Source organism: Neochlamydia sp. AcF84 (genome assembly GCF_011087585.1).
In the GTDB taxonomy this organism is placed as follows: domain Bacteria; phylum Chlamydiota; class Chlamydiia; order Chlamydiales; family Parachlamydiaceae; genus Neochlamydia.
Window position 1 is genome coordinate 1 of the sequence record NZ_VJOT01000075.1, and the last position, 22540, is coordinate 22540.

Annotated in this window: 20 protein-coding genes and 1 pseudogene; 14 read left to right on the forward strand and 7 right to left on the reverse strand. The window is 38.4% G+C overall.

All coding sequences use genetic code 11. From position 1 onward, the window contains the following. Window positions 1-97: pseudogene (locus NEOC84_RS09980) on the forward strand (transposase); the annotation flags it as partial. Window positions 98-406: 309 nt separating this feature from the next. On the opposite strand, the gene queA reads toward NEOC84_RS09980, so the two are convergent. The 4 genes from queA to NEOC84_RS08795 all read right to left on the reverse strand — a co-directional run bounded on the left by queA (window position 407) and on the right by NEOC84_RS08795 (window position 4919). Next, window positions 407-1444 (reverse strand): tRNA preQ1(34) S-adenosylmethionine ribosyltransferase-isomerase QueA, encoded by a 1038-nt coding sequence (queA, locus tag NEOC84_RS08780; protein ID WP_166158238.1) that lies wholly within the window; start codon window positions 1442-1444, stop codon window positions 407-409. Between the two features lie 252 nt (window positions 1445-1696). Further along, a complete protein-coding gene (locus NEOC84_RS08785; RefSeq protein WP_166158241.1) occupies window positions 1697-2539 on the reverse strand; it encodes a SpoIID/LytB domain-containing protein in 843 nt (280 codons plus the stop codon). 10 nt (window positions 2540-2549) lie between these two features. Next, complete coding sequence (gene ruvB / locus NEOC84_RS08790; protein ID WP_166158244.1) at window positions 2550-3551, reverse strand: Holliday junction branch migration DNA helicase RuvB; 1002 nt, start codon at window positions 3549-3551, stop codon at window positions 2550-2552. 9 nt (window positions 3552-3560) lie between these two features. After that, window positions 3561-4919 (reverse strand): sodium-dependent transporter, encoded by a 1359-nt coding sequence (locus NEOC84_RS08795; RefSeq protein WP_166158247.1) that lies wholly within the window; start codon window positions 4917-4919, stop codon window positions 3561-3563. 483 nt (window positions 4920-5402) lie between these two features. On the opposite strand from NEOC84_RS08795, the gene NEOC84_RS08800 reads away from it, so the two are divergent. From NEOC84_RS08800 to truA, 8 genes are all read left to right on the forward strand, one after another. Continuing rightward, a complete protein-coding gene (locus NEOC84_RS08800; protein ID WP_166158250.1) occupies window positions 5403-5954 on the forward strand; it encodes a hypothetical protein in 552 nt (183 codons plus the stop codon). Between the two features lie 14 nt (window positions 5955-5968). Continuing rightward, entirely contained in the window at window positions 5969-7129 is a 1161-nt protein-coding gene (locus NEOC84_RS08805; protein ID WP_166158253.1) for a hypothetical protein, read from the forward strand. 26 nt (window positions 7130-7155) lie between these two features. Further along, on the forward strand, window positions 7156-8184 hold the full coding sequence (locus NEOC84_RS08810; RefSeq protein ID WP_166158256.1) for a hypothetical protein: 1029 nt from the start codon (window positions 7156-7158) through the stop codon (window positions 8182-8184). A gap of 274 nt (window positions 8185-8458) precedes the next feature. Then, complete coding sequence (locus NEOC84_RS08815) at window positions 8459-9463, forward strand: hypothetical protein (protein WP_166158259.1); 1005 nt, start codon at window positions 8459-8461, stop codon at window positions 9461-9463. Window positions 9464-9836: 373 nt separating this feature from the next. Next, a complete protein-coding gene (locus NEOC84_RS08820; protein WP_166158262.1) occupies window positions 9837-11258 on the forward strand; it encodes a DUF4116 domain-containing protein in 1422 nt (473 codons plus the stop codon). A gap of 619 nt (window positions 11259-11877) precedes the next feature. Further along, entirely contained in the window at window positions 11878-12477 is a 600-nt protein-coding gene (locus NEOC84_RS08825) for a MarC family protein (RefSeq protein ID WP_166158265.1), read from the forward strand. Window positions 12478-12487: 10 nt separating this feature from the next. Continuing rightward, window positions 12488-13087, forward strand: coding sequence for a MarC family protein (locus tag NEOC84_RS08830; RefSeq protein ID WP_166158267.1), 600 nt, complete (start codon window positions 12488-12490; stop codon window positions 13085-13087). 27 nt (window positions 13088-13114) lie between these two features. Beyond that, on the forward strand, window positions 13115-13870 hold the full coding sequence (gene truA / locus NEOC84_RS08835) for a tRNA pseudouridine(38-40) synthase TruA (protein WP_166158270.1): 756 nt from the start codon (window positions 13115-13117) through the stop codon (window positions 13868-13870). 313 nt (window positions 13871-14183) lie between these two features. Here truA and NEOC84_RS08840 read toward each other — a convergent pair whose 3' ends face one another. Together NEOC84_RS08840 and NEOC84_RS08845 are read right to left on the reverse strand one after the other, a co-directional pair. Next, entirely contained in the window at window positions 14184-15449 is a 1266-nt protein-coding gene (locus tag NEOC84_RS08840) for a DUF368 domain-containing protein (protein ID WP_166158272.1), read from the reverse strand. A gap of 2 nt (window positions 15450-15451) precedes the next feature. After that, window positions 15452-15862, reverse strand: a complete 411-nt coding sequence (locus NEOC84_RS08845) for a helix-turn-helix domain-containing protein (RefSeq protein WP_207391848.1) — start codon at window positions 15860-15862, stop codon at window positions 15452-15454. 101 nt (window positions 15863-15963) lie between these two features. Here NEOC84_RS08845 and rnhC point away from each other — a divergent pair, with 101 nt between their 5' ends. The 4 genes from rnhC to NEOC84_RS08865 all read left to right on the forward strand — a co-directional run bounded on the left by rnhC (window position 15964) and on the right by NEOC84_RS08865 (window position 19824). Beyond that, complete coding sequence (gene rnhC / locus NEOC84_RS08850) at window positions 15964-16878, forward strand: ribonuclease HIII (protein ID WP_166158275.1); 915 nt, start codon at window positions 15964-15966, stop codon at window positions 16876-16878. Window positions 16879-17326: 448 nt separating this feature from the next. Then, the gene (gene recN / locus NEOC84_RS08855) at window positions 17327-18940 is read left to right on the forward strand and encodes a DNA repair protein RecN (protein ID WP_166158278.1); all 1614 of its coding nucleotides are present in this window, start codon (window positions 17327-17329) and stop codon (window positions 18938-18940) included. Between the two features lie 439 nt (window positions 18941-19379). After that, window positions 19380-19652: a transposase gene (locus tag NEOC84_RS08860; RefSeq protein WP_347566667.1), complete on the forward strand. Its 273-nt coding sequence runs from the start codon at window positions 19380-19382 to the stop codon at window positions 19650-19652. Window positions 19653-19677: 25 nt separating this feature from the next. Further along, window positions 19678-19824: a hypothetical protein gene (locus NEOC84_RS08865; RefSeq protein WP_166158281.1), complete on the forward strand. Its 147-nt coding sequence runs from the start codon at window positions 19678-19680 to the stop codon at window positions 19822-19824. A gap of 77 nt (window positions 19825-19901) precedes the next feature. Here NEOC84_RS08865 and NEOC84_RS08870 read toward each other — a convergent pair whose 3' ends face one another. Continuing rightward, window positions 19902-20975, reverse strand: coding sequence for a transposase (locus NEOC84_RS08870; protein ID WP_166158284.1), 1074 nt, complete (start codon window positions 20973-20975; stop codon window positions 19902-19904). A 213-nt stretch (window positions 20976-21188) separates the two neighbouring features. On the opposite strand from NEOC84_RS08870, the gene NEOC84_RS08875 reads away from it, so the two are divergent. Further along, window positions 21189-22538, forward strand: a complete 1350-nt coding sequence (locus NEOC84_RS08875; RefSeq protein ID WP_166158287.1) for an ankyrin repeat domain-containing protein — start codon at window positions 21189-21191, stop codon at window positions 22536-22538. Window positions 22539-22540 lie beyond the last annotated feature (2 nt).

Sequence of the window (22540 nt, forward strand, 5' to 3'; positions counted from 1 at the left end):
TCACCTGCTCTTTCTACCTCCTTATAGTCCTGAACTTAATCCTGTTGAAAACTTATGGCATTACTTGCGTAGCCATTTTTGGTCTAATCGTATTTATCGGGGTTATAAAGAACTAGAAAAGATGGCAATAGCTTCTTGGAGAAAAGTATGTCTGCAAGAAAAAAGAATGAAAAGTTTATGTGCTGTATCGTATGCCTAATTGTGTAAGGAGTAATTTAAAAGCGTATAAATATTTACCGATATAGGCTATAGCGAAATAGGCAAAGTTAAAAGCTGCCTTACATTCTCTTAATACGCTTTAGAAAAACTTCGCCCGTATACCCCCCTCTGAAAGATGTCTCTCTGTTTAACAAAAGGGATTTTATAAAGTACGTGACTGCATAAAGAGTAGATTAAAAGCGTATTATTATAAAATTAACATGGCATCGCCATATGAAAGAAAACGGTAACGCTCTTTAATAGCCTTATTATAAGCTTCTTTGATTAACTCCGGTGAAGCAAAAGCACTGACTAGCATAAGTAGACTTGAACCTGGCTGATGAAAGTTGGTTAAGAGATGTTGTACATATTTAAATTGATAGCCCGGATGAATAAAGATGTTGGTGTTATATTTCCCTCCCCTTATCATGCCAGAAGGGGAGGATGCTGCCTCTAGAGCACGGCAAGAAGTGGTACCTACGCAGATTTGTCGCTTGTTGATAGGTCTTTTATTAAGGCGCTCGGCTGTCTCTTGACTAATTTCAAAGGATTCATCATGCATTTGATGTTCACGTATATCCTCTACCTTAACGGGCAGAAAAGTCCCTAAACCAATATGCAATGTAAGCTTATCTACCTGAACGCTTTTTTTTTCGAGTTTTTGTAGCAACTTATCCGTAAAGTGCAAGCCTGCGGTAGGTGTAGCTACAGAGCCAGGATGTTGCGCATAGACAGTTTGATAGCGCTCCTTATCTAGTTCAGGAATAGCTGCGCGACGCATATAAGGAGGGAGAGGGATATGACCAAATTTTTCTAAAGCTTGTGTAATATCTCCTTCATAATCGAAATTGACCACACGCTTGCCATCGGCTAAAACGTCTATAATTTTGCAGGAAAAACCTTCTTTAAAGGTCACATAGCTTCCCTTGCCTAGTTTTTTACCCGGTTTTACTAAAGCTTCCCAATCGCCTGTTGGAAGCCTTTTGATCAAAAATATCTCTGCTTTACCTCCCGTAGAACGTGAACCGATAAGGCGAGAGGGAAGAACTTTGGTATTATTGAATACTAGGCTATCTCCTTTGCCTAAAAAGTCAGCCAATTCATGAAAAACCATTTCATACATATTTCCTGAAGAGCGGTCGACTACAAGTAGTCGTGTAGTATCACGAGGCTCGCACGGGTATTGAGCGATCAACTCTTCAGGTAAATCATATAGATAATTATTTAGTGAATGCCAATCTTTCATAAAAGGTTAGAGATATAAAGTTCTTAAAGGTGACAGGGAATCGAGCAAGAAACCATTATAGGGGGCCAGAAAATTTAAAGGTGGTGTTAGGAATGAAAATCTGTTGAGAAAGATCCATCTCATTTAACTCAGCCTTAAAGTGCCTCTTAAGCGCAGGCTTTCTTTATCTTTACTTTTTTTAGTTTGGCTTTCTATCTCTATCTCTGTCTAGCTTCTATAGGCAAGGTTATTGAATTAGCTTTACTATGTTAATTAATTCGCGATTAAATCTACTTGTGCACCAGGGAAAGCTTTCCTAAGAATTTGAGCGGCATGTTCACCTTGATGGGCAAGCATGGCAGCTTGATCTAAAGAAATTTTAGAATGGATAACTTGTGCATCTGCTCCATCTATTGCTTCTATACTATCCCACTTAGCCATCAACGGATTTGAAGAAAAAGTCATCACCATATGGTGAGTGGCTTTAACCGCTTGCTCGATAAGCTTAGAAGGGGGAGAAAGGGCATATCCCTGATAGCCTATTTGTCTGGCTTCAACGTCCCAGTAATGACTAGGAGCTTTTTGCTTTAGATAATAGGCATTTGTGCGTGCCGCAATGGCCACTGCAGCTAAAGCTTCTCCTGGCAGCGGTGCTTGCAGCCTTGCTGCTAGGACTGTTTTGACATATTCATCAAAAGGAATTTCATTAACAATACTAATTGTACCTCCGATGTCATAGATGTAAATACGTCCTTTATATTCAATGCCGTCGACTATTATAGTAGTAGCTTTATCATCAGGCAGAATCATGAGCTGGTAAAGGCCTGGAAACTCTTCCTGCCATTTTAAGCCTTCGCTTAAAGGTTGAATATATTTTTTTTTACCGATAAAGCGTGTGCTTATATGCTTATTGGCATGAGGATCATAAATTTTGTATTTACCTTTGACCTCCAACATAGCCCCTGGTTTATTATGCATAATTAAAATTTTTAAAGTATCATTGGCTGCCGGCAAGGGTTTGTTAAAAAAGGTAGATAAAGAATCTGCTATGCCTGCATACGCTGCATTGGACAGTAGAATGAGACTCAAGAAAGCGATGAACATTTTTTTGATCATAGTCGTTCTCCTAATTATTGATCGTTAATTTTAAATGCTGATAGGCAAGAGGTGTGACTTCACGACCGCGCGGAGTTCTTTTAATAAAACCTTGCATGATAAGGTAGGGCTCGTACACTTCTTCAATCGTATGGGCTTCTTCTCCAATAGCAACAGCAATAGTATTGAGTCCCACCGGGCCACCCTTATAATGGTGAATCATCGTTTCTAAAATCTTAATATCCATTTCATCTAAACCTTTATGATCGATGGAAAGCATTTCTAAAGCTTTTGAAACAACTTCTGGGTTAATTTTATTACCTGCACGGATCTGGGCATAATCACGCACCCAGCGCAAAAGATTATTGGCAATTCGTGGAGTCCCGCGTGCACGGCGGGCAATTTCTAAAGCCGCTTCAGGGGCGATATTTAAATTTAAAATGCGCCCTGTACGCATGATGATTTGCACCAGAATCTCGGGAGGATAAAGTTCCAAGCGACAATTAAGCGCAAAACGAGATCTTAGAGGGCTAGAAAGCAGTCCTGAACGGGTCGTTGCACCTGCTAAGGTGAATTTGCTTAATTTAACTTGAACGCTACGCGCATTGGGGCCACTGTCGATCATAAGATCGAGCACAAAATCCTCCATAGCAGGATAAAGATATTCTTCGATGGTACGGTTGAGGCGATGAATTTCATCGATAAAGAGAATGTCGCCATCTTTGAGGTTAGTGAGCAAGCCAGCAAGATCGCCAGGCTTCTCAATGACTGGGCCTGAGGTTATCACTATATTAGTGCCCATGACCTTAGCAAGAATATTAGCAAGTGTTGTTTTTCCTAAACCTGGGGGGCCAGAAAAGAGGCAATGCCCTAATGCTTCTTTACGTTGCTTGGCAGCTTCTATAAGAACTGTTAGTCGTTCACGTAACTGATCTTGGCCGATAAAATCAGCCAAGGATTGAGGGCGTAAGGGGACTTCAAAAGTAACATCTTCTTGACCTAGAGTAGATTCAATGTAATTTTTTGATTCCATAATTAATCTTTAGGAAAAGAACCCTAAGGCGTTTAGGAAAACAAATATTATTAAGATAGGAGACATTATTTTAAAGCAAAACCTAAAATAATGCAATAGCCAAGGATGATTGTCAAAAAAATGAGAAGAGCCTAGTTTTAAACTATTTAAGCTATGAGTAGTGCCCCATACCCATCCTACGAGGATGATGGCTAAAAAGCCTCCTACCGGAATAAGGATAGCGTTAGCAACAAAATCAGTAAGAGCAAGAAAAGTCATTCCCTGCCAGCGTACATCAGCCAGGATGCTGCTTGAAAGAGCACTCGGAATACCTACAAGGAAAGCACCCAAGCCACAAATTAATACGGCTTGACGACGTTTCCACCCCCATTCGTCCATTAAATATGCGATTGTAGGCTCCATTGCAGATATTTCTGAAGTCGTTGCTGCTAAAACTACGAGTAAAAAGAACATGCTTGCTAGGAAATGCCCACCAGGAAGATGGCTGAATACCCACGGGAGGGTATGGAAAATAAGCCCCGAGCCTTGATCAGGTTTTAAATCTACGGAAAAAACAATCGTGAAGACAGCTACTGCAGAAAGCAAAGAGACGAGTGTATCCATAATCACTACAGGATAGCTGCTTTTTACTAAATTTTCATCAGGCTTTAAATAACTACCGTAGGTTACTATAGTGCCTTGTCCTATGCTAAGGGTAAAAAATGACTGACCTAGCGCGGCTAAGATTGCAGTGGGAGTGAGAAGACTCCAATCGGGTTTAAGTAAAAATTCTAGCCCTAGCTGAGCATTTGGCATCTTTAAACCTGTGCCTACTAAATAGAGTAGAACTAAAAATAGTAAAGGCATCATAATCTTGTTGCCTCGTTCAATGCCGTTACGCACTCCAAGATATAAAATTCCAATACAGATAAGAAGAAAACAAAAATGAAAGCTTAGCCCCCATAGTGGGTTATTCATAAGGCTACGATGATGATCAGCCACTTGAGTAGCCGAGGTAAAATTCGAAAGATTTCCTTGGACTGCCTCAACTAGGTATCCCAGCACCCATCCAGCGATTGCACTATAAAAAGAACTAACAATAAATCCTGTAAGAATGGTTAGCTTTCCTGCCCAAGACCATGCTAATTTGCCTCCTAAAAGGCGGAAAGCTCCGCTAGGACTTGTTTGCGCTGTTCGACCGATTAACATCTCTGCCATAAAGACGGGAAATCCAATCAGAAATAAGCACAATAAGTAAACGATAATAAAAGCAGAGCCTCCATATTGGCCTACAATGTAAGGAAAGCGCCAAATGTTAGCGAGTCCAACCGCTGATCCTGCCACGGCAAAGATAAAGCCTAAGCGCGAACCCCATAAAGGTCTTGTCATTCAGTATTCCTGTTTGTTAACCGGCATTGATCATCTATTCAGCCTGGCAATTTGGCCGCTTATAATCTAAAAGGCGCGGTATATTATTTTAGGGTTGCCAAAAGTGTAGCGAAGTCTTTAAATATTTGCATTATAAAATCTATTCGCTAGCTGATAAGCTCAAAATAGAGGGGATATAATAAACTATTCTAAGAGATTGGCAAGCTAAGGTTAACTTTAGATATTAAAAATTTTTTTCCTTTATAGACACTTTAAGCTTTTTATTGTTTTGTTTGCCATTTTCTAATGATAGAAGGGGTAGTTCTAAAAGCTGCAGTAAAAAGAATCACTGAATAAGTTAAAAAAAATTGCTTTAATTGGACGTTGGATGATACAATCGGAATTTATGACGTTTTTGTTTTTAATTAAAATGTAATACCAAACATCAAACCGGTTAATTTAGGGCAGGTTTTTGTTTTGGCATATTTTTCAAGGAGAAAACTGATGACAAGTTTTAATAGTGAAGTATCGAGGACGAAGGCTTTAAATGCAGTTAAAAGCGAAGATTCCAAAGAGACGACAGAAATGGAACTAGAACAGCTCGTGTTTCTTCTACTCACCGAGCGGCTTAATCAACTCCAGCAAAAAAGCAATGATGAATTCCAAGAATTGAAAAAACGTCAGGAAGAAGTAGTGCAGATGCATAAGGTGTTAAAGCTGATTAACAGCCATACCACTGATCGCAGTGAATTATCTTTTGATACCTCGCATGATTTAACTCAGCATTTGAAAGACGCTAAAGAAAAATTAGGGATTGATATTCAGGAAGGCTCTATTAAAAACGGTAAAATGATCTATACGAAAGATCAACGCGATAGGTTAATTGATAATATTCGTATGACCATTGACGATTATAATACTAAAAATGATATGCAAATGCAGACTGTCAATCGACTAATTAATGAGCGTTATGAGTCTTATCAAATGGCTCGCGCTATTTTAAAACCTATCCATGATGATAAAATGAGCAAAGCTCGTGCTATCTTAGGCCGTTAATTGAGGAGGATCATATGCTGTTAGATAAACTTAACTCAAGTTCAGAAAGGAGTTGGGAATTAAATACAAATGCCGAAACGCATGGCAACAGCTATTGGAAAAAGCAAGGTTCTGCACATGCTGATGTCCAGCCTTCTCTGTATGCAAGTTCGATTACTTCTTTAAAACCTATTGAAGCTACTACTCAAGCTGGGCAAAACGAGCAACTTCAAGGGAAAAAAAATAAAAAAGCCCTCTCCTGGATGGAGAATTTGCGAAATACTTTAATGGGTTATCTAGGAGCTCAGCAAAAAAAGGCTTTTGTGCCTGCCTTAGAAGCCCAACAAAAAATGAAGATTTCACTTGAATCGACTACCCAAGCTTGTGCACTTGAGGAATTTAAAAATAGATCATCTGCTATTCATAAGCAACCTGAAACGATTAAAATAGAAGCTTTAGGAAAACAAAAGAAAGGCTTTTTATACCAGCTAAGTGATTGGATTAAAGAAAAATGGAGCTTTTTTAGCGGAAGCTCAAAAAGCAGTAAGCCTGCTGAAAAAATAATGGAGCGAGAGTATTCTTCACCAGCTAAGCCGCTGGCACGTCCTTCTTCTAAAGAGATCGATGAAGATTTTAAATATGTAGATATCACCGTTATGGATCCTTTAAAAGCTATGCTAGCCATATTAGTTAAGCAAGGGGAGTTACGCCAAGAGCAGGCTACGCTAATCAATCAGCAAATTCTTCACAGGCAGCAAGACTTAAAAGCGCTGCACGCCGAGCGTATGCAAATTCAAGCTGAACTTGCTCTGATAGGTAAACGCTCTGGTGTTTTAGAAAAAGTCAGCGTAGGATTAACGGTCACGCAAGCCCTAGGGGGAATAGCCTCTGCTGCTATGGTAGTGGCAACTGCAGCTACAATAGCTACAGGTGGTGCTGCCGCGCCCCTTATGTTTGTAACGGGAGTTTTCAATGGCATGGCAGGAGCAGGCCAAGCATTTAATACTTGGTTAAAAGGTGACACTAAAGATAAACTAAATAAACTGCAAGGTGAGTTGTTAGCAAGGACATCCCAACGCGATGAATACCAATTTCAACTTAAAGTGGATGTTCAAGAGATTAAAAAAGCGCTAGTTTCTTTGATAAGCCATGCGGAAATGGGAAGTGGACTTCTTTCTGCCCAGTATGGTAAATAAATAATAATTTTTGAGGAGAATTGATTATGCGTGAAGATGCAATAAAAGAAAGCTATTCCTCTTGTGCGCCCCGTGGCCCATTAGGTGGAGAGTATCCGCTAGATTTTAAAGCTAGCGATGCCATTCAGACTACCGAGCGTTATTCTAGCTCAGTCGCATCTTGTAAAGATTTCCCCCTTCCTATTTACGCTGCTAAAGATCTTTTTATTGAATCGGAACAAGAAGCTAATCTAAAAATAGCTGAAATGCAAAAAGCCAAGCAAAAGGAAGCAATTTTAAAAAGAAATAAAAAAAGTTTTTGGCAACTTTTTAATAAAGAAACCTTAGTTAGCTGGAAAGACAAAGCCTTTAACCTTTTTGGAAAAAATAAACTAGCTAGCATTAAAAACGCGTCGATAACTGCCCCCTTGGCAATCGAGCCGACTAGTGAGCTAGCCCCAGTTAAAATTAACAAGAAAGAGGATATCGAAGCTCAACGTATTAAAGAAATTGAGGATACGCTTGTCGCTTATGAACTAGAGCTACAAAATGCTAATGGCGGCAATATGAAAGCCATGATGGAAATGATGTGCAAAATTTCCATTTTGTTAGGATCGCTTGGTCATCGTTATAACAAGAAAGAGATCGATGATTTATTTAAGCATCTAGAAGTAAATGTGAAAAAAAGAGTGAAAACATTTGAAGGCGGGCGTGCTTGGACCTATGTTTCAGTCTTTCTACAAGGAACAGGAGCAGCTCTTTCCTTTGCTCCTTTAGGTGGCCAGATGCTAGGTGACACTTCCATGCTCGGCAAAACTTTAACAAATTTAGGCCAAACTTCGCACGGAATAAGTGGATTTGGACATGCTATTAGCAAAATTGGGGACATTGAATCTGAGAAAAAAATGGCTGCTCGTACCGAGCATGATCATGAAGGGGAGAAGTTAAAACAAACTCGCCATGACCGTGATCGAAGCATAGAAAAAATCCATCAATCTAGTCAGCAATTATTTGCGATTATGAATGAGCTAGCGCGCACTCATACTGAATCAGTTAAGAGAGCTGCAGCTGTTTAATCTTGCTAACGGTGCTGGAAAGGCACCGTTTCTTGCTAATTTCTTTTTTATTCGTTTATCTTTTATTTACATGATGCTTGCACAGGTTAAATTAAGGAAACTCATAAAAAAACCTTTCCCTATTCAAGATAAAACTTAATCTAAGAAAATAAAACTTTTTCCAGCTCGTCAATTTTCTTTTATAGTTTTATTTAGCTACTACTTAAAAAATGTTTGATATAAATCGAGTTTTTTCGTAAAGAAAATTATTTATACCAACTTTTAAGGAGTAGCTATGTCAGTAGGTAACAATATTACATGTTTAGAAAAACGGATAGATTACGAAAGAATATATATTCCTCGCATTTGCGGTGCTGTCGGTAGTGAATTTATAAGGGTTATTCCTCTAGTGGGGGGAGTGTTGCATTACCTTAAATCTAGGCAGCTTCTTAGTAAGATTAAACGCTTAGATAAAAATGAGTTAACCGAAAAGAAAAAAATGAAATCTGCTATTCGGTTTCATAATTTAATGGCAGCCGCCCAGTTTGTGCCAGCCTTAGGTAGTGCTGTAGGTTTTGTAGAAGCAGCAATTTTTGCAGCTAGGGGTAAACCACGCAAAAATAAAAAGAAGCAGCTAGTTATAAATAACTTAGGTCTTAAAATCTCTGGCTCAGAGAATGGCGATTTGCTTGCTCTTGAACAAAAAGAGCTTGTAAGCACTAAACAAGCGAAAAAAAAGAAAAAGATTGATCTTAACAATGGCTCCTCATCTGCCGAGTCCCAAACCTCCTCTATTGAATCTGCAGAGCCATCTAAAGAGGCTAAAATAGAAGAAAAAAATAGCGTAGAGTATACGATCGTTATTATTCGTGAAAAAGCTCTTCACGAAAGGGTAAGAAAAATTGAAAAGGAGATGAAAAAGCAATTAGGCCGGGTAATGATCCATAAAATTACTCCAGATCAGTTAAATACAGATATTCCTGACCATATGCTAGCCTTTCATATTTACTTTAATGCGGGGCAGCCTGATTTTCCTAAGTTAAATAGACGCCAATCAGAGATAGCTGCAAAATGTAAAAATAATTGCGTCTTAGTCTCCTTAAATCGTCGAGATATTGCACAATATGCAAGTAAAATCATTCACTCAGGTTATATCAAAAAGGGAAAATTAAAAAAGAAATCGATTACTCAACTCTGCTTACAAAATCCTCTTCAAGAGAAATTGAAAAAATCTACCGTCAAAGCCCTTGGTAAAGAAATGTCAAAAGTTTTCAAAAAATATGTCAAAGTAAGAAAATAGCTGGCTCTAATGCCTTTAAGTTTTTTCCAAGTCCTTTATCATGCTTACATGGCATGATAAAGGACTTTTTTGTCTGTAAAGAACAACCTTGCTTTGGCTTACGAATGCTTGCTAGGCCTGATTCATCAATCTTCCTCACTTAATTTATTAAATTTTTAGCTAGAGCTAGAAAAAAAATCTTGTTTAGTGAAACTCATTTAAGGAAAGAGTGATTTTGAACTTGCTTTCTCTTTCTCTCATACAGGAGGAAAAAACTTTTCATGCAATTGTACCTTCTATTGAGCAGAATGCTTTTTGCTCAATTAGCTTTTTTTAAAGATTAAAAAATGCATTTATTCTATCGTCTTAAGATAGATTAAACTCTAAGGTTACTATGAAAATAGCTACATGGCCAAACACAGGTGTTTTCATAGATAAGGCAGCAGACTATATACCTTTAATGAGTACTTTAACTAATTTATGGGATATTTTTCAGAAGTGTGTCTGTTTACCTTTTAAAAACAAGGAAAACATATCAAAAAGTCGCTATTATGCCCATCTTAACAAGAAAAGCTTTAGACGTTGCCTTATTTTATTGATCCCTATTTTAGGAAATATTTTCATTGGAATGGAAGACCTTACGCCTCGACCTTTCCATGATAAAAAGTTTATCCTTGCCTCGGTGCGCAAAAAAGGCCGTAAACTTTATTTTGCTAGCGAAGAGCTTAAAAATGATAAAGAGGTGGTCTTTGAAGCTGTTAGGCAGGATGGCTTAGCCCTTAAATATGCCTCTCAAGAGCTTAGAAACAATAGGGAAATCGTCCTTGCTGCTGTCCAACGCAATGGCCTTGCTCTTAAGTATGCTAGCCAGCAGCTAAAAAATGATCAGGAAATCGTTCTTGCTGCTGTTAAGAAAGATGGTTTAGCATTCGCAAGCGCTAGCAAAGAACTAAAGAAAGATCATGAAATTATGGTAGCTGCTGTAGAGCAAAATGGCTGGGCGCTTAAATATGCTAGCAAAGAGCTTAAAAGTAATAAGAGCCTCATACAGGCATTTGTTCGGAAAAATGGCTGGGTGCTAAAGTTTGCAAGCAGAAAACTCCAAAACGACAAGGCAGTGGTAAAGGCGGCAGTTTTGCAAGATGGCTGGGCGCTTGAGCATGCTAGCCATGAGCTTAAGAACGATAAAGAAATAGTTCTTCTTGCTGTTGAGCAAAATGGCTTGGCTCTTGAGTATGCTAGTCAAAAGCTTAAGACCGATAAAGAAGTGGTATTTGTGGCTGCGAAGAATAAGGGCATAGCGCTAAAATTTGCTAGCCAAAAGCTACAAAAAGATAAAGATTTTCTTCTTGCTACTCTTCAACAAAATGGCTTGATGCTAGAGTATCTCAATGAAGATTTTCAGAATGATAAGTGCCTAGTATTGGCAGCTGCTTTGCAGAATGGTATGGCGCTTAAGTATGCAAGCCAAGAACTCCAACACGATAAAGAGCTAGTCCATGCTGTTGTACAAAAAAATGGATTAGCACTTGAGTTTGCCAGCGAAGAGCTGAAAAGCAATAGAGACATTATCTTGGCTGCCGCCATGCAAAATGGATTAGCACTTAAGTATGCTAGTCCAGATCTTCAAAATAATAAAGAATTAGTACTTGCCATCGTTCAAAAATTTGGCTGGGCTCTTCAATATGCTAGCTCAACTCTTAAGAATGATAAGGAAGTTGCCCTTGCTGCCGTTAAGCATTCTAGCCTATCTATTAAGTATGCTAGCCATAGGCTTCAAAAGGATATGGAACTTATCGAATTGTCTAGAAGCTAAATGATCATGAGCAATTAAATTTAAAAAATTTAACTTTTCTCTATTAATAAATGATGAGCCTAGTCAAGCCTAGGATAAGAGGAGCTTTCATTTTGTCGACTAATTTTGCTTGTTTTGAAGCTGTTATGGAGCAGACCTTGAGCTAATAGAGCCGATAGACTATAAAGTGTCCTTTTAAAGCAAGCCTCTATGAACATTTTCAATTTTTTATACCTTTTTTTCCTAGTCGTTATTTATTCTTTATTGGTAAGCATAGCAAGACTATCTCGCTTGAGTAGAGAGGCAGGTATTGGAGATTTAAGCCTTATTAAAAAAATATGGAGAGATAAGAAGGTTTTTGCTTTACTTGCAGTCTTTCAGCAGATTATAAAGCGGGGAAACAATAGGCTATAAATTTCTGGGTAAAGTAGAGCTGAAGAAAGGAAATTTAAAGATTAACCTAACATAACATTGAAATTTAGTTTAAAAAGAAAGTAATTAACTTGCACGTAGGCCTCTCTGGATCTAATTATTTAAACTCACTTAGATAAGAACTAAAAAGCTGAACGAAAATGAGCAAGTTGTATTTAATTTCCTAAAACACTATGATAGTACGTCTGTTAAATGATAGGTTCATTCTGTGTCTTTATTTCAAATAGCTTTAACTTTTTTTTTAGTTACTAATCCTATTGGAAATTCGCCAACTATTCTAGCGCTAGTTAAGGATTTTGAATTCGAGCATCAAAAAAAAATATTAATGCGTGAAGGCCTCATAGCTTTTTTTATTGCTCTATTCTTTCAGTATTTGGGTGAAATTTTTTTAGGTGTCCTTTTTGTACATGATTTTGCAGTTAGCATAACAGGAGGCATTTTGCTATTTTTGGTTGCATTACGGATGATCTTTTCCCCAGCGCCTTCCACTCAATCTGCAAATCAACAAAAGCAAGAGCCTTTTATTGTGCCTATCGCTACCCCTATATTGTCGGGACCTGGATTGATGGCGATCATCATGCTATTTTCCCGGCAAGAAGGGAATAATATAAAGATTACCCTAGCGCTTCTTTTAGCTTGGATCTTTGTAATCCTTATTATTGCAGTAGCTCCTTATTTACACAAGCTTTTAGGTAAAAGAGGATTGGTGGCTTTAGAGCAGCTAATGGGTATGCTCTTAGCTATGATGTCGGCAGGTATGGTACTTACGGGACTTAAATTATTTATAGAACACTATAAACATTCATAAGAAGTGAAAGATGATAGAAATTCCTTTGTTCACTATGACAATGATTCTTTTTTTGATCATGGATCCTATCGGCAATATTTCCACATTTTTACAGATGGTAGATGAGCTGCCATCTAAAAGAGTAAGATGGCTAGTGGCTAGAGAAATGCTGATTGCTCTCGCATTTATGCTCGTGTTTAATTTTTTAGGAGAATTTATACTTCACATTCTACAGTTGGATAATCCCACTGTTCAAATGGCCTCATCCATCATTTTATTTTTAACAGCGATTAAAATTTTATTTCCTGCTTCCAATAGTTTGCGGGCAAATTGGCCCAGAGGTGAACCCTTTGTCATACCTTTAGCTGTTCCTCTAATTGCTGGACCTTCATTGCTAGCTACAATCCTTATGCTAGCTCATCTAGAGTCTAGTCAGCTCAAGATGCTAATTGCAATATTAATAGCCTGGATAATTTCCACTTTTGTTCTGCTATTCGCTCGTCAATTGCAGCGCGCTTTAGGATATAATGGATTAATGGCAGCAGAAAGGTTGACTGGAATGCTGCTCGTTATGTTAGCAGTGCAAAGATGCTTAGAAGGAATCCAAGAATTTATAGCTCTTTTTTCTTAGAAGCACCGCGATAAGCCGAGAGGTTTAATGAAAAATATTAAGCTACAAATTGCTTATGATGGCACAAGCTATTTAGGATGGCAAAAGACCTCTTTAGGTCCCACTATTGAAGCTTCTTTAGAAAAAGTACTAGAAAGAATTCTTCAGCACCCAGTCACTTTACAAGCTGCTAGCCGTACGGATGCAGGCGTCCATGCTCATGGGCAAGTCATCAATTTTTTTACCACCCGAGAGCTTTTAAATTACGAAAGCTTTAAGATTAGCTTAAACCAGCTCTTACCCCCCTCGATTGCGGTCCTAGAGGCCCAAGAAGCGTCTCAAAATTTTCATCCTACTTTAGATTGTATTCAGAAAGAATACCATTATTTTATCTGCAAGGGGGCAGTGCAAATGCCTCATAATAGGCTTTACTCCTGGCACTGTCCTCGTTTGTCTAAGCTTGCTGAAATGAAAGCAGCTGCAAAATTATTGGTAGGAAAAAAAGATTTTTCCGCGTTTTGTAACTTTAAAAAGCATGTGCATTATGCTAGCTTTGTGCGCCAAGTGGATGGGATAGAGATCCAGGAAGTATTTCCAGATCGACTGCTATTTAAGGTAGTAGGCCAAAGCTTCTTGTATAAGATGGTCCGCAACATAGTAGGCACCCTTGCCTATATAGGCATGGGCAAAATGCTAGGATCACAGATACCTGCTATATTAGCAAATCATGATCGAAGGCTAGCTGGTATTACTGCCCCTGCCCATGGTCTTTGCCTCTACCAAGTTAAATATTTGCCTGCATAGATACAAAGATAATCCTATACTTTTCAAGCCGTGTCTCATGTTATACGCTTTCAAACTACTTCTTATGTGGCCCTATACTTTGTAAAATTGCTCCTATTCAACAGAGAGGCAATTTTTAAAAGGTTAGGTATGCAGACCTAATTTTTTCAAAGCGTGTTATTATATTTAAAAAAATGAGTTTTTAGAGAGGGCTAAGTTGCTGAAGAGATAATCTCCTTTTGGAGTACAGTCTTATACTTGCATAAGTGCTGAATAAAAAAGGGGAAGGCTATTTATCTACTTAGAACTGCTTATCTATTTAAAATTATCTATTCTACTCTGTGCAAGCTTTATAGCTCAGCTTACCTAAGCAGGCTTTTTCTTGCAGACGTTTGGCTGCAATATGCAGGCTAAAAACTAAGAGGGCTCCACAGGCAGCAAGCCCTACGGCGAGCCACGTTTCATAAGCAATCCATGAAGGTAGGATTGGCTCAAGGGTCTCTAATTGAGCACCTTTTTCAAGATGGAGAGGTAAAAGAGCATAGCGATAGCTCCAAAAAGGCCAGACTGCTTTTATGGCGCCAATCATAGAGCCTGTTAAGGAAGCGATAGCTAAATCATGGTGCTTATCTAAAATCCAGCTAATAAAGCGTGAGAAAAAAAGAGCACCTAAAAAAATACCTAATAATAAATTGGCTAAAATAAGAAAGGAGGGATAATCAAAATGCCCATTTTTTAAGCTACTAGAAAAATCTGCTAAAGCTCCTACCGCGCGGGTATACATGCCTAGAATAGATAAAAGATAGCTTCCTGATATTCCTGGGAGAAGCATCGCACACACAGCAAGGGCCCCGCAGAAGATAATCCAGGGGTCTAGGCTTTTACTCTTACTGTTGAAGAGAAAAGCTTCTAAGGGGCCCCAAGTGGCAAGCTTATAATTGTAGGCAAGCGTTGTAGGTGGAATCGCCCCTTTAGCTAGCATAGCGGAGAGCATTGAGGCAGGAACTGCTTTTAATGTGTGGGTAGAAAAATCATAATTGCGTAAAGGTTTATCAGAAACGATATTATCAATCTTGATATCATAAAGATTATCAGCAGTGGGTGAGGATGCCATGGAAGATGATTGAGTTAAACAAAAGGCTAAGCTAGCAGCGCTTGTAAATAAGAAGATTGATAACAGGGTCCAACGCTTGATTTGACTCATACATAGTAGGGTGGCAGCGATAATTAATCCAAAAAAAGTGGCATAGAGTAAGGAACGATAGGTTTCATGATTTAAAAGGTAGGAGACTAGGTGGGCTAAGCAAAGCATAGCTACGATAATGCCTATCAACAGCCCTGATAAAAATTTCCAAGCAATAAGTTTAAAAAATTCTCGAAAATGACCTTTTAGTAAAGTTTTAAATGCTAAGCGATTAAAAGTTTTTAAACTAGAAAGGAAATCTTCGTAGAAACCCATGATGAAAGCTATGGTACCTCCTGAAATGCCAGGAATAATGTCTGCTGTTCCCATGCATAGACCTAAGCAAATTAAACATAGCCAACCTCTTGTTGCTGCTAAAGGCAGCTTATGAGAAGGCTTAGGCAGCAATAAGGACATGATTAGATGACTCCGAAGTACCGTGCCGTAAACCAAGCCGTAATGATGAGCAAAATAAAAGCACTTATCCAGATGGCATTAGGAAACCATTTGACTCCCGCTCCAGGATTGCCACGGACTTCAAGCGTTCCTATTCCATAAGCAAATTCTTGTGCTTCTGGACGTGAAAAGATGGCTGGATTCTCTCGAACAATTTTTTCCCCATCGATGCCTAGAAAAGTTGCATACTGACGAATGAATCCTTGAGCATAAACAGGAGAGTTAAGTTTATCAATTTCTCCCTCTTCAATAGCTTGAAGATGGGAGATGCGAATAGAGGTCGCATTCTCAATTTCTTTGAGAGATAGGTTAAGCTCCTTGCGGCGCTGCTTAAAAATTTCTCCCATTTGGATAGATTCTTCTCGGATTTTCATAAGTTAGGTAACGATCTCTACAAGATCAACCTTCTCCTTGTGTTGACAGTTATCAAAACTACCTCTTATACTATAAAATTAATAATAACTCAAGTTAATGCATGATCGATTCATCTCCCGCTGGTAAACCCACTAACTTTGTCACCACCTTAGACATAAAGATAGCTGATAAGCTAATGCAAGATCTCATCAATCAAGGGTTCGAGATAACGAAACCTCTTTATACTCTATTTTCTGCCAAAAAGAAAGGGATCAGCTGCACCCTTTACCAATCAGGCAAATTGATGGTTCAAGGGAAAGAAATGGCTTCCTTTATGGAATTTTATTTAGAACCCCATATTCTAGGAAATTTTAAGTTTAGTTATGCGCATCTAGAGATCGATATAACGGCTCGCATAGGAATTGATGAATCAGGTAAGGGAGATTTTTTTGGGCCTTTATGTATTGCTGGAGTACAAGCGGAAGGCCAGGCTATCCATCATTTAAAAACATTAGGGGTTAAAGATTCTAAGTCTTTAAGCGATCAGTCCATTATAAAAATTGGCAATAAGATTCGCACCGAATATGCGCACCACATAGTGAAGATAAACCCGGCTAAATATAATGAACTAATGATCCAGTTTAAAAATCTCAATCATCTCTTAGCTTGGGGGCACGCTACCTCTATTGAGCAGCTTGCAAATAGAACGGGTTGCCAAAATGTAATTATCGATCAGTTTGCAGATGAACGAGTGGTAATTAGGGCCCTCCAGCGAAAAAAAATGGAGATTAACCTCACCCAAAGGTACCGAGGAGAAGAAGATTTAGTCGTGGCTGCTGCTTCCATACTTGCCCGCCAAACATTTGTGGAAGCTCTTGATCAATTATCCGAAAAATATAAGATAGAATTTCCTAAGGGAGCTTCTATGAAAACAATTCAGATAGGAAAAAAGCTTGTACAAACTTACGGTAGCGAAGTGTTAGAGCATGTGGCTAAATTACACTTTAAAACGCTAGATGCTATTATGAAAAATTAAGTAAGCCATAGAGAGGCTAAAAAAAATAAAAGTTAGGAAAGAGGGGCTGTAGCTTTCTTTACCACAAGAATAAATATATTTATTAATCTTCTAACTTTTATTTGCAAATTTTTTTGCTCAAAAAATTAAAGGGCAAAAAGGGACAGCTTCTAAGCTTTAAAGAATATATAAAAGGTTTTGAATCTAAAGATTAGATAATTCTTTATAGAAAACGGCTCTAAATAAAGAGAATAAGCCCTGCTTTTTTTATTATGAGTATCTCTTCCTCTAAATGAGGAAAGTAAGCTTTTTTCGAGATGAAAAAATAAGCTCGCATAAAAAGGGCGATGTTGAGAGCTAATTTTAATTAAGTCTAATGAAAATTAAAAAATTGGGGAGCGTTTAAAAAAGAAATGATATGCAGTTTAGACGTATGTAGATTTACTTTTTTATCCGCAGGATATCACCTATGCTAAAGCAATTGCGTATTAAAAATATCATACTTATTGAATCTGCAGAAATAGATTTTGCAGAAGGTTTTAATGTTTTATCGGGTGAAACGGGGTCAGGAAAGTCTGCGATCATGAACGCTATTCGCTTAACTGCGGGAGAGCGAGCAGAAACAGGGATAATTCGTAAAGGCGCTGAAAAGGGCATTGTGGAGGCTGTTTTTGATATAAAAGGCTTGGTGGAAGTAGAGAGCTTACTAGAATTAAGCGGGATTGATAGAGAAGAGGGTACCGAGCTGTATGTGCGTCGCGAGATTTTTGCTACCGGTAAAAGTCGTGCTTTCATTAACCACCAGCTAGCGCAGTTAAGCTTGCTACGTGCTCTATCTGCCCATTTGATTCATCTAGTTGGACAACATGCTAATCAAGATTTACTTTCTTTAGATCGTCATCGGGAATTACTCGACCTTTTCGGCAATATTAAAGAGGAAGTGGCAGCCTTTTCAACTAGCTGGGAAGAAGAAAATGCCTTGCAAAATGAATTGGAGCAATTAATAAATAACGAAGCTCAAAGATTGCGCGAAATGGAAGTTTGCCACCGGGTACTTGAAGAATTAGAAGAAGCTCATTTGAAAGTAGGAGAAGAGGAGGAACTTTTTAACGAATATACCCTTTTAACGCATACAGAAGAATTGGGTACAAAAGTGCAGGATGTCTGCCAAATATTGGATGGTGAGGAAGTTGCTTTATTACCTCATTTGAATCGCCAACATCATGTTCTAGGTTATTTAGCAAGCCTTGATCCTGCCCTAAAAGAACTTTCGGAAACTTTCCGTAATGCCGTTTTAGAGCTGCAAGAAGTAGCAAGCGCATTAACTCTTTACCAATCGCGCTTAGAATATAACCCTGTGCGTACCTCCGAGATAAATGAACGCTTAAAATTGATTACTCGTTTAAAGAAGAAATACGGGCCTACAATAGAAGACATACAAGGCTTTGCGGAGGAAAGTAAGAAAAAATTGCAAGTTTTAGAAAATGCCGATAATAGAATTGAAGAGCTAAAAGATAATCTTGAACGTGTTAAAATGAAAAATAATCAGAGAGCTTCACAATTATCGGATAGCCGTCGAAAAGCTGCATTAAGGTTGGCGGCTGCTTTGAAAAAGGAGTTATGTTCTTTGAACATGCCTAAAGTAGATTTTCAAATAGATATTAATCTTTCTAGGAGGAATCGTTATGGAGATGATAAAGTAGAATTTTTCCTGCTACCGAATGTTGGAGAACGTCGTATTTCTATCAAAGACTGTGCAAGCGGCGGAGAGCTATCGCGGGTCGTGCTTTCTTTGCAAACTGTTCTAAGTGACAAACAACGTATACCTACGCTGATATTTGATGAAGTGGACTCAAACATTGGAGGCGAGACAGCAGCAATCGTGGGAGAAAAGCTTAAAGCCATTGGCAAAGATCTGCAGGTATTGTGTATTACTCATTTTCCACAGGTCGCTCACCATGCTGATTATCATCTACAAATTTCTAAAAAGGTGGTAGGAGATCGGACAGTAACCTTCGTTAATCTATTAGATGCTTCCACCCGCAAACAAGAGCTTGCGCGAATGACAGGTAAAACCAGCTAAAGCTGTCAAGGGATTAGACTCTAAAGTTAACGACAGCGAGCTGCAAGCCCTGCAGAATAAAGTTTTTTTAAGCTTCGTTAAGATAAGTTTCTAAAAAGAAGGAATTTAATCTCCTTGAATATACTCTGCAAGAAGCTAGGCGCCTACTAAGCTAATGTAGTTCGATATGATTTAAAGGATTTTTTATGCTTAAACAATATTTTGAGAGAGTTTTTTCTCCCCAATTGCTATGATTTCTTTACGCATAAAACATTATAAAGCTCTTAATTTCTTGCAAAGTTGACTCTGAAACCAATCAAGCTAGATAACAAGCAAGGCCGCCTTTTTAAACCCCGCTTTAGCGATGAACTTAATCTAGATCCATCCTCTCATCTAGCTATCTAAGCTGATTGAGTGGAAGCAGCTGGAAGAAGAGTTTGATAGGCTGTTTGTAGAAAAGATAGGTCAGCCAGCTAAGCCTTTAAAGCTAGTTGTACGGCTCTTTATCTTGCAGCATATGTATGGGCTTTCGGATGCAAAGGGGGTGCATCGATGGGTAGAAAATCCTTATTGGCAATACTTTTGTGGGTATGAGTTTTGGCATCATGCGCTGCCTATCTATCCTACTTCTTTAATTAGATGGGGATCTAGATTAAGCGAAGCTGGATTCAGCGAGATTTTACGAGGGACAATTGTAGCAGCTGTTTTGACAGGCGCAGTAAAAAAGTCTTAAAAAAGTCATTGCTGATACAACCGTAATGCCTAAAGCTATCGCTTTTCCTACCGATGTCAAGCTCTACTTTAAGTCTATTCAAGTGATTGCAAAAATGGCTGATAGTAGCCAAATCACTTTGCGCCAAATCTACAAAAAGCTAGCTAAAACAGCATTGTGCCTGCGTGCTTAGCTTAAAAGCCTATGCCCGTTAGCTGAAAAGAGCTAAACGGCAAGAAAAAAGGCTGCATAATTATTTAGGAACTCACCTTACGCAGGCATAGAACTCCTTTGTAAATTTTGCAGTTCTTGATAGGCCATCTGATTGGCTTTAAGGATTAACTTATATTTTAAAGCAAAGTGATTAAGTAAGGTTTTAATTTTAAGAAATTCAAGCTTGCAATAAGCGATAAGGGATGAAAAAATATGATTTTTTTGAGAGCGAGCAATTTTGGTGGGTGACTTCTCAAGGCTAGCATTTTGCTTTATTGATTTGTGATATTCCTCTATGCGCCATCGTTTGTGATAGATTTCATAGATTCGGCCAGCCTCATGATTTAGATCGTTAGTCACGATGTAGAGAATGCCTGTAGAGCCGTCTTCGTTCTTGAAGATCTTTGTAATCAAAGCTACAGGGAAAGCTAGCTCTTTAAGCCAAACTATCCTTTTATCTCCGTCTTTGAAATTAAACGTATTTAAATTCTGATACTGGCCTTTTTTTCTTCCTTCCTCGGAAAAAGCAATTAATCGATTAGACTTTATGCCAAATATAAACATTTTTTTGAGTTTATAGTGGATAAATTCCATATTATCTTTAGCACCAAACCAATTATCCGCTAGCACATACTCAAACTTTACTTGATTGACAACTGCCTGTTGGATAAGCGCTCTGAAATGTTGGTTTTTAGTGATGGATGACTGCTTTTTTTCTTTCTTTGTTTTCACATCACAAAAATGCATGTCTTTTTTGATTACTTCAAAGCCGATGGGAAAAGTGTAATCTCCATAGCTAATAAGACAGGAAAGTAGATTAATCCCTTTTACACACCTTCCTTGAGTATGAGAAAAGTGCCAACAGACGATTTCGTTTTCATCTGTATAGGGCTTTTCCTCTATCGTATCGTCAATAATCAATACACCTCCTTTATCTTGTTCTAAATGGCGCACTTGCTTTTTAACATACTGCCATAGTTCTTTCGATCCCCCTGGATTGCTGTTAAGAAAACGGGTGATTTTATCATGGCTAACCTGACCATCTAAAAGATTAGATAGCCCTGTGGCTGTGGCTTGTTGGTTTTGGCTGATAAGATAATCTGTATAAATATCAAGAAGATCAAGTTTCATTTTTTTCTCCTCTTTTCAAAGAAAAAAATATACCTCTAGAATAATTTTTTCAACTCATCTGTGCGTAAGGTGAGTTAGGTATATTTAAAGCCAAAAAACATTTTTGCAACAAATATTTCCTTGACCAAATAAAGAAGCCTCATTTAAAAGCTTAGATTGCTTTTTAAATAAAACTATAGATATTTAACCCTTCCCCCTTAAGGAATAAAAATTATGCAGTTTTCTTCTTCCCTAGACTACGATCCTTCCCGTCCAATCATCCACTGTGATGCTTCTTTAAATCAAATCAGTAGTGAGATGGCCAGAATTGAAAAAGAAGTTTATCGTTTAAGAGGAATTATAGGAGCTTTTGATGAAACTATGCAGGAAAATGCTGCTTTGACAACAGACATCATGGATGCTTATTTAAAAGAGCTTATGCCACCTCTTGATCGAAGAGAAATCTCAGTCATTCAACAGCAAATCGATACAAGGATAGAAAGCATTAAAGAAAGCTGCTTAGAAAACTACCGAGGACTGTTAGATGCAAGAGAGCTAATTGTGATAGAAGGCCAAACAATCCAGCTTAATGCTCAAACCAAAGCTACCTTAGAGCAAGCCTACCAGCAAAGGCTAGAGGAAAATATCTATCAGCTTAAAGAAGAATTTCCTCTAGGAGAAACAACCGATTTAGACCAAATGCAAGCTCAGCTTAAAGAGAAATTTGAAAGGTATCAAGATCTCTTTGAAAAACTTTTTGAGCGCAAGCAACAACTGACAGATCAAGGCTATGAGCTGCAAGAAGCCATGGAGCCAGAGCTAGCGAAACTAAGAGCCCAAAAGCAAGAGCTACAAAAGGATCTAAAAGTCACCGATCTTTTTATAGCCAGCCAGTTAGGAGCTGTCGAGTATCTTAAGCAAGAAATTAGCAAAAAATGGAGATGGGGTCGTAAAGATTTCGTTAATACACCTTCTCAGGCAGGCTTTGCTCCTTTACATTACGCCGCTTATCATAATCAAAGAGAAGCGCTGCAGCTTCTAATTGATAAGGGTGCTGACCTAACTTTAAAGGATAGTGAAGGCTATTTACCTCTTCATTGGGCGTCTGAAAAAGGTCATGCTGAGATCGTTCAGTTACTTATTCGACACAAGCCCTCTACCATTAATGCCAAAGGCCGATTGGATCGCACGCCCTTACATCGTGCTGTTTTTTGTGGCAAAGTAGAAAACGCCCATCTTTTGCTTAAAAATGGTGCTCATATCAATGCACGAACACATGAGAAAAATCATTGCCAAACACCCCTTCATTTTGCTGTCTTACAAGGAAATATGAGTATGGTATTAGCATTAACTCGCTATCCAGAACTGGATATTCTTCAACAGGATAGCCAAGGCCAGGCACCTTTGCATTATGCTATTGAAGAGGGATTAGTCGATATCCTCAATATCTTGCTTAAGCATCCTAGCTGGCAAAAAGCAACTGTTTCTACCCATGCTAAGCTCTTAGAGAGCCTTTTAACTATAGTCCCTAAGCGGCAGGCTAAAGAAATTAAAGCTCAACTGCTTTTGAATTTTCCTAAGTAAAC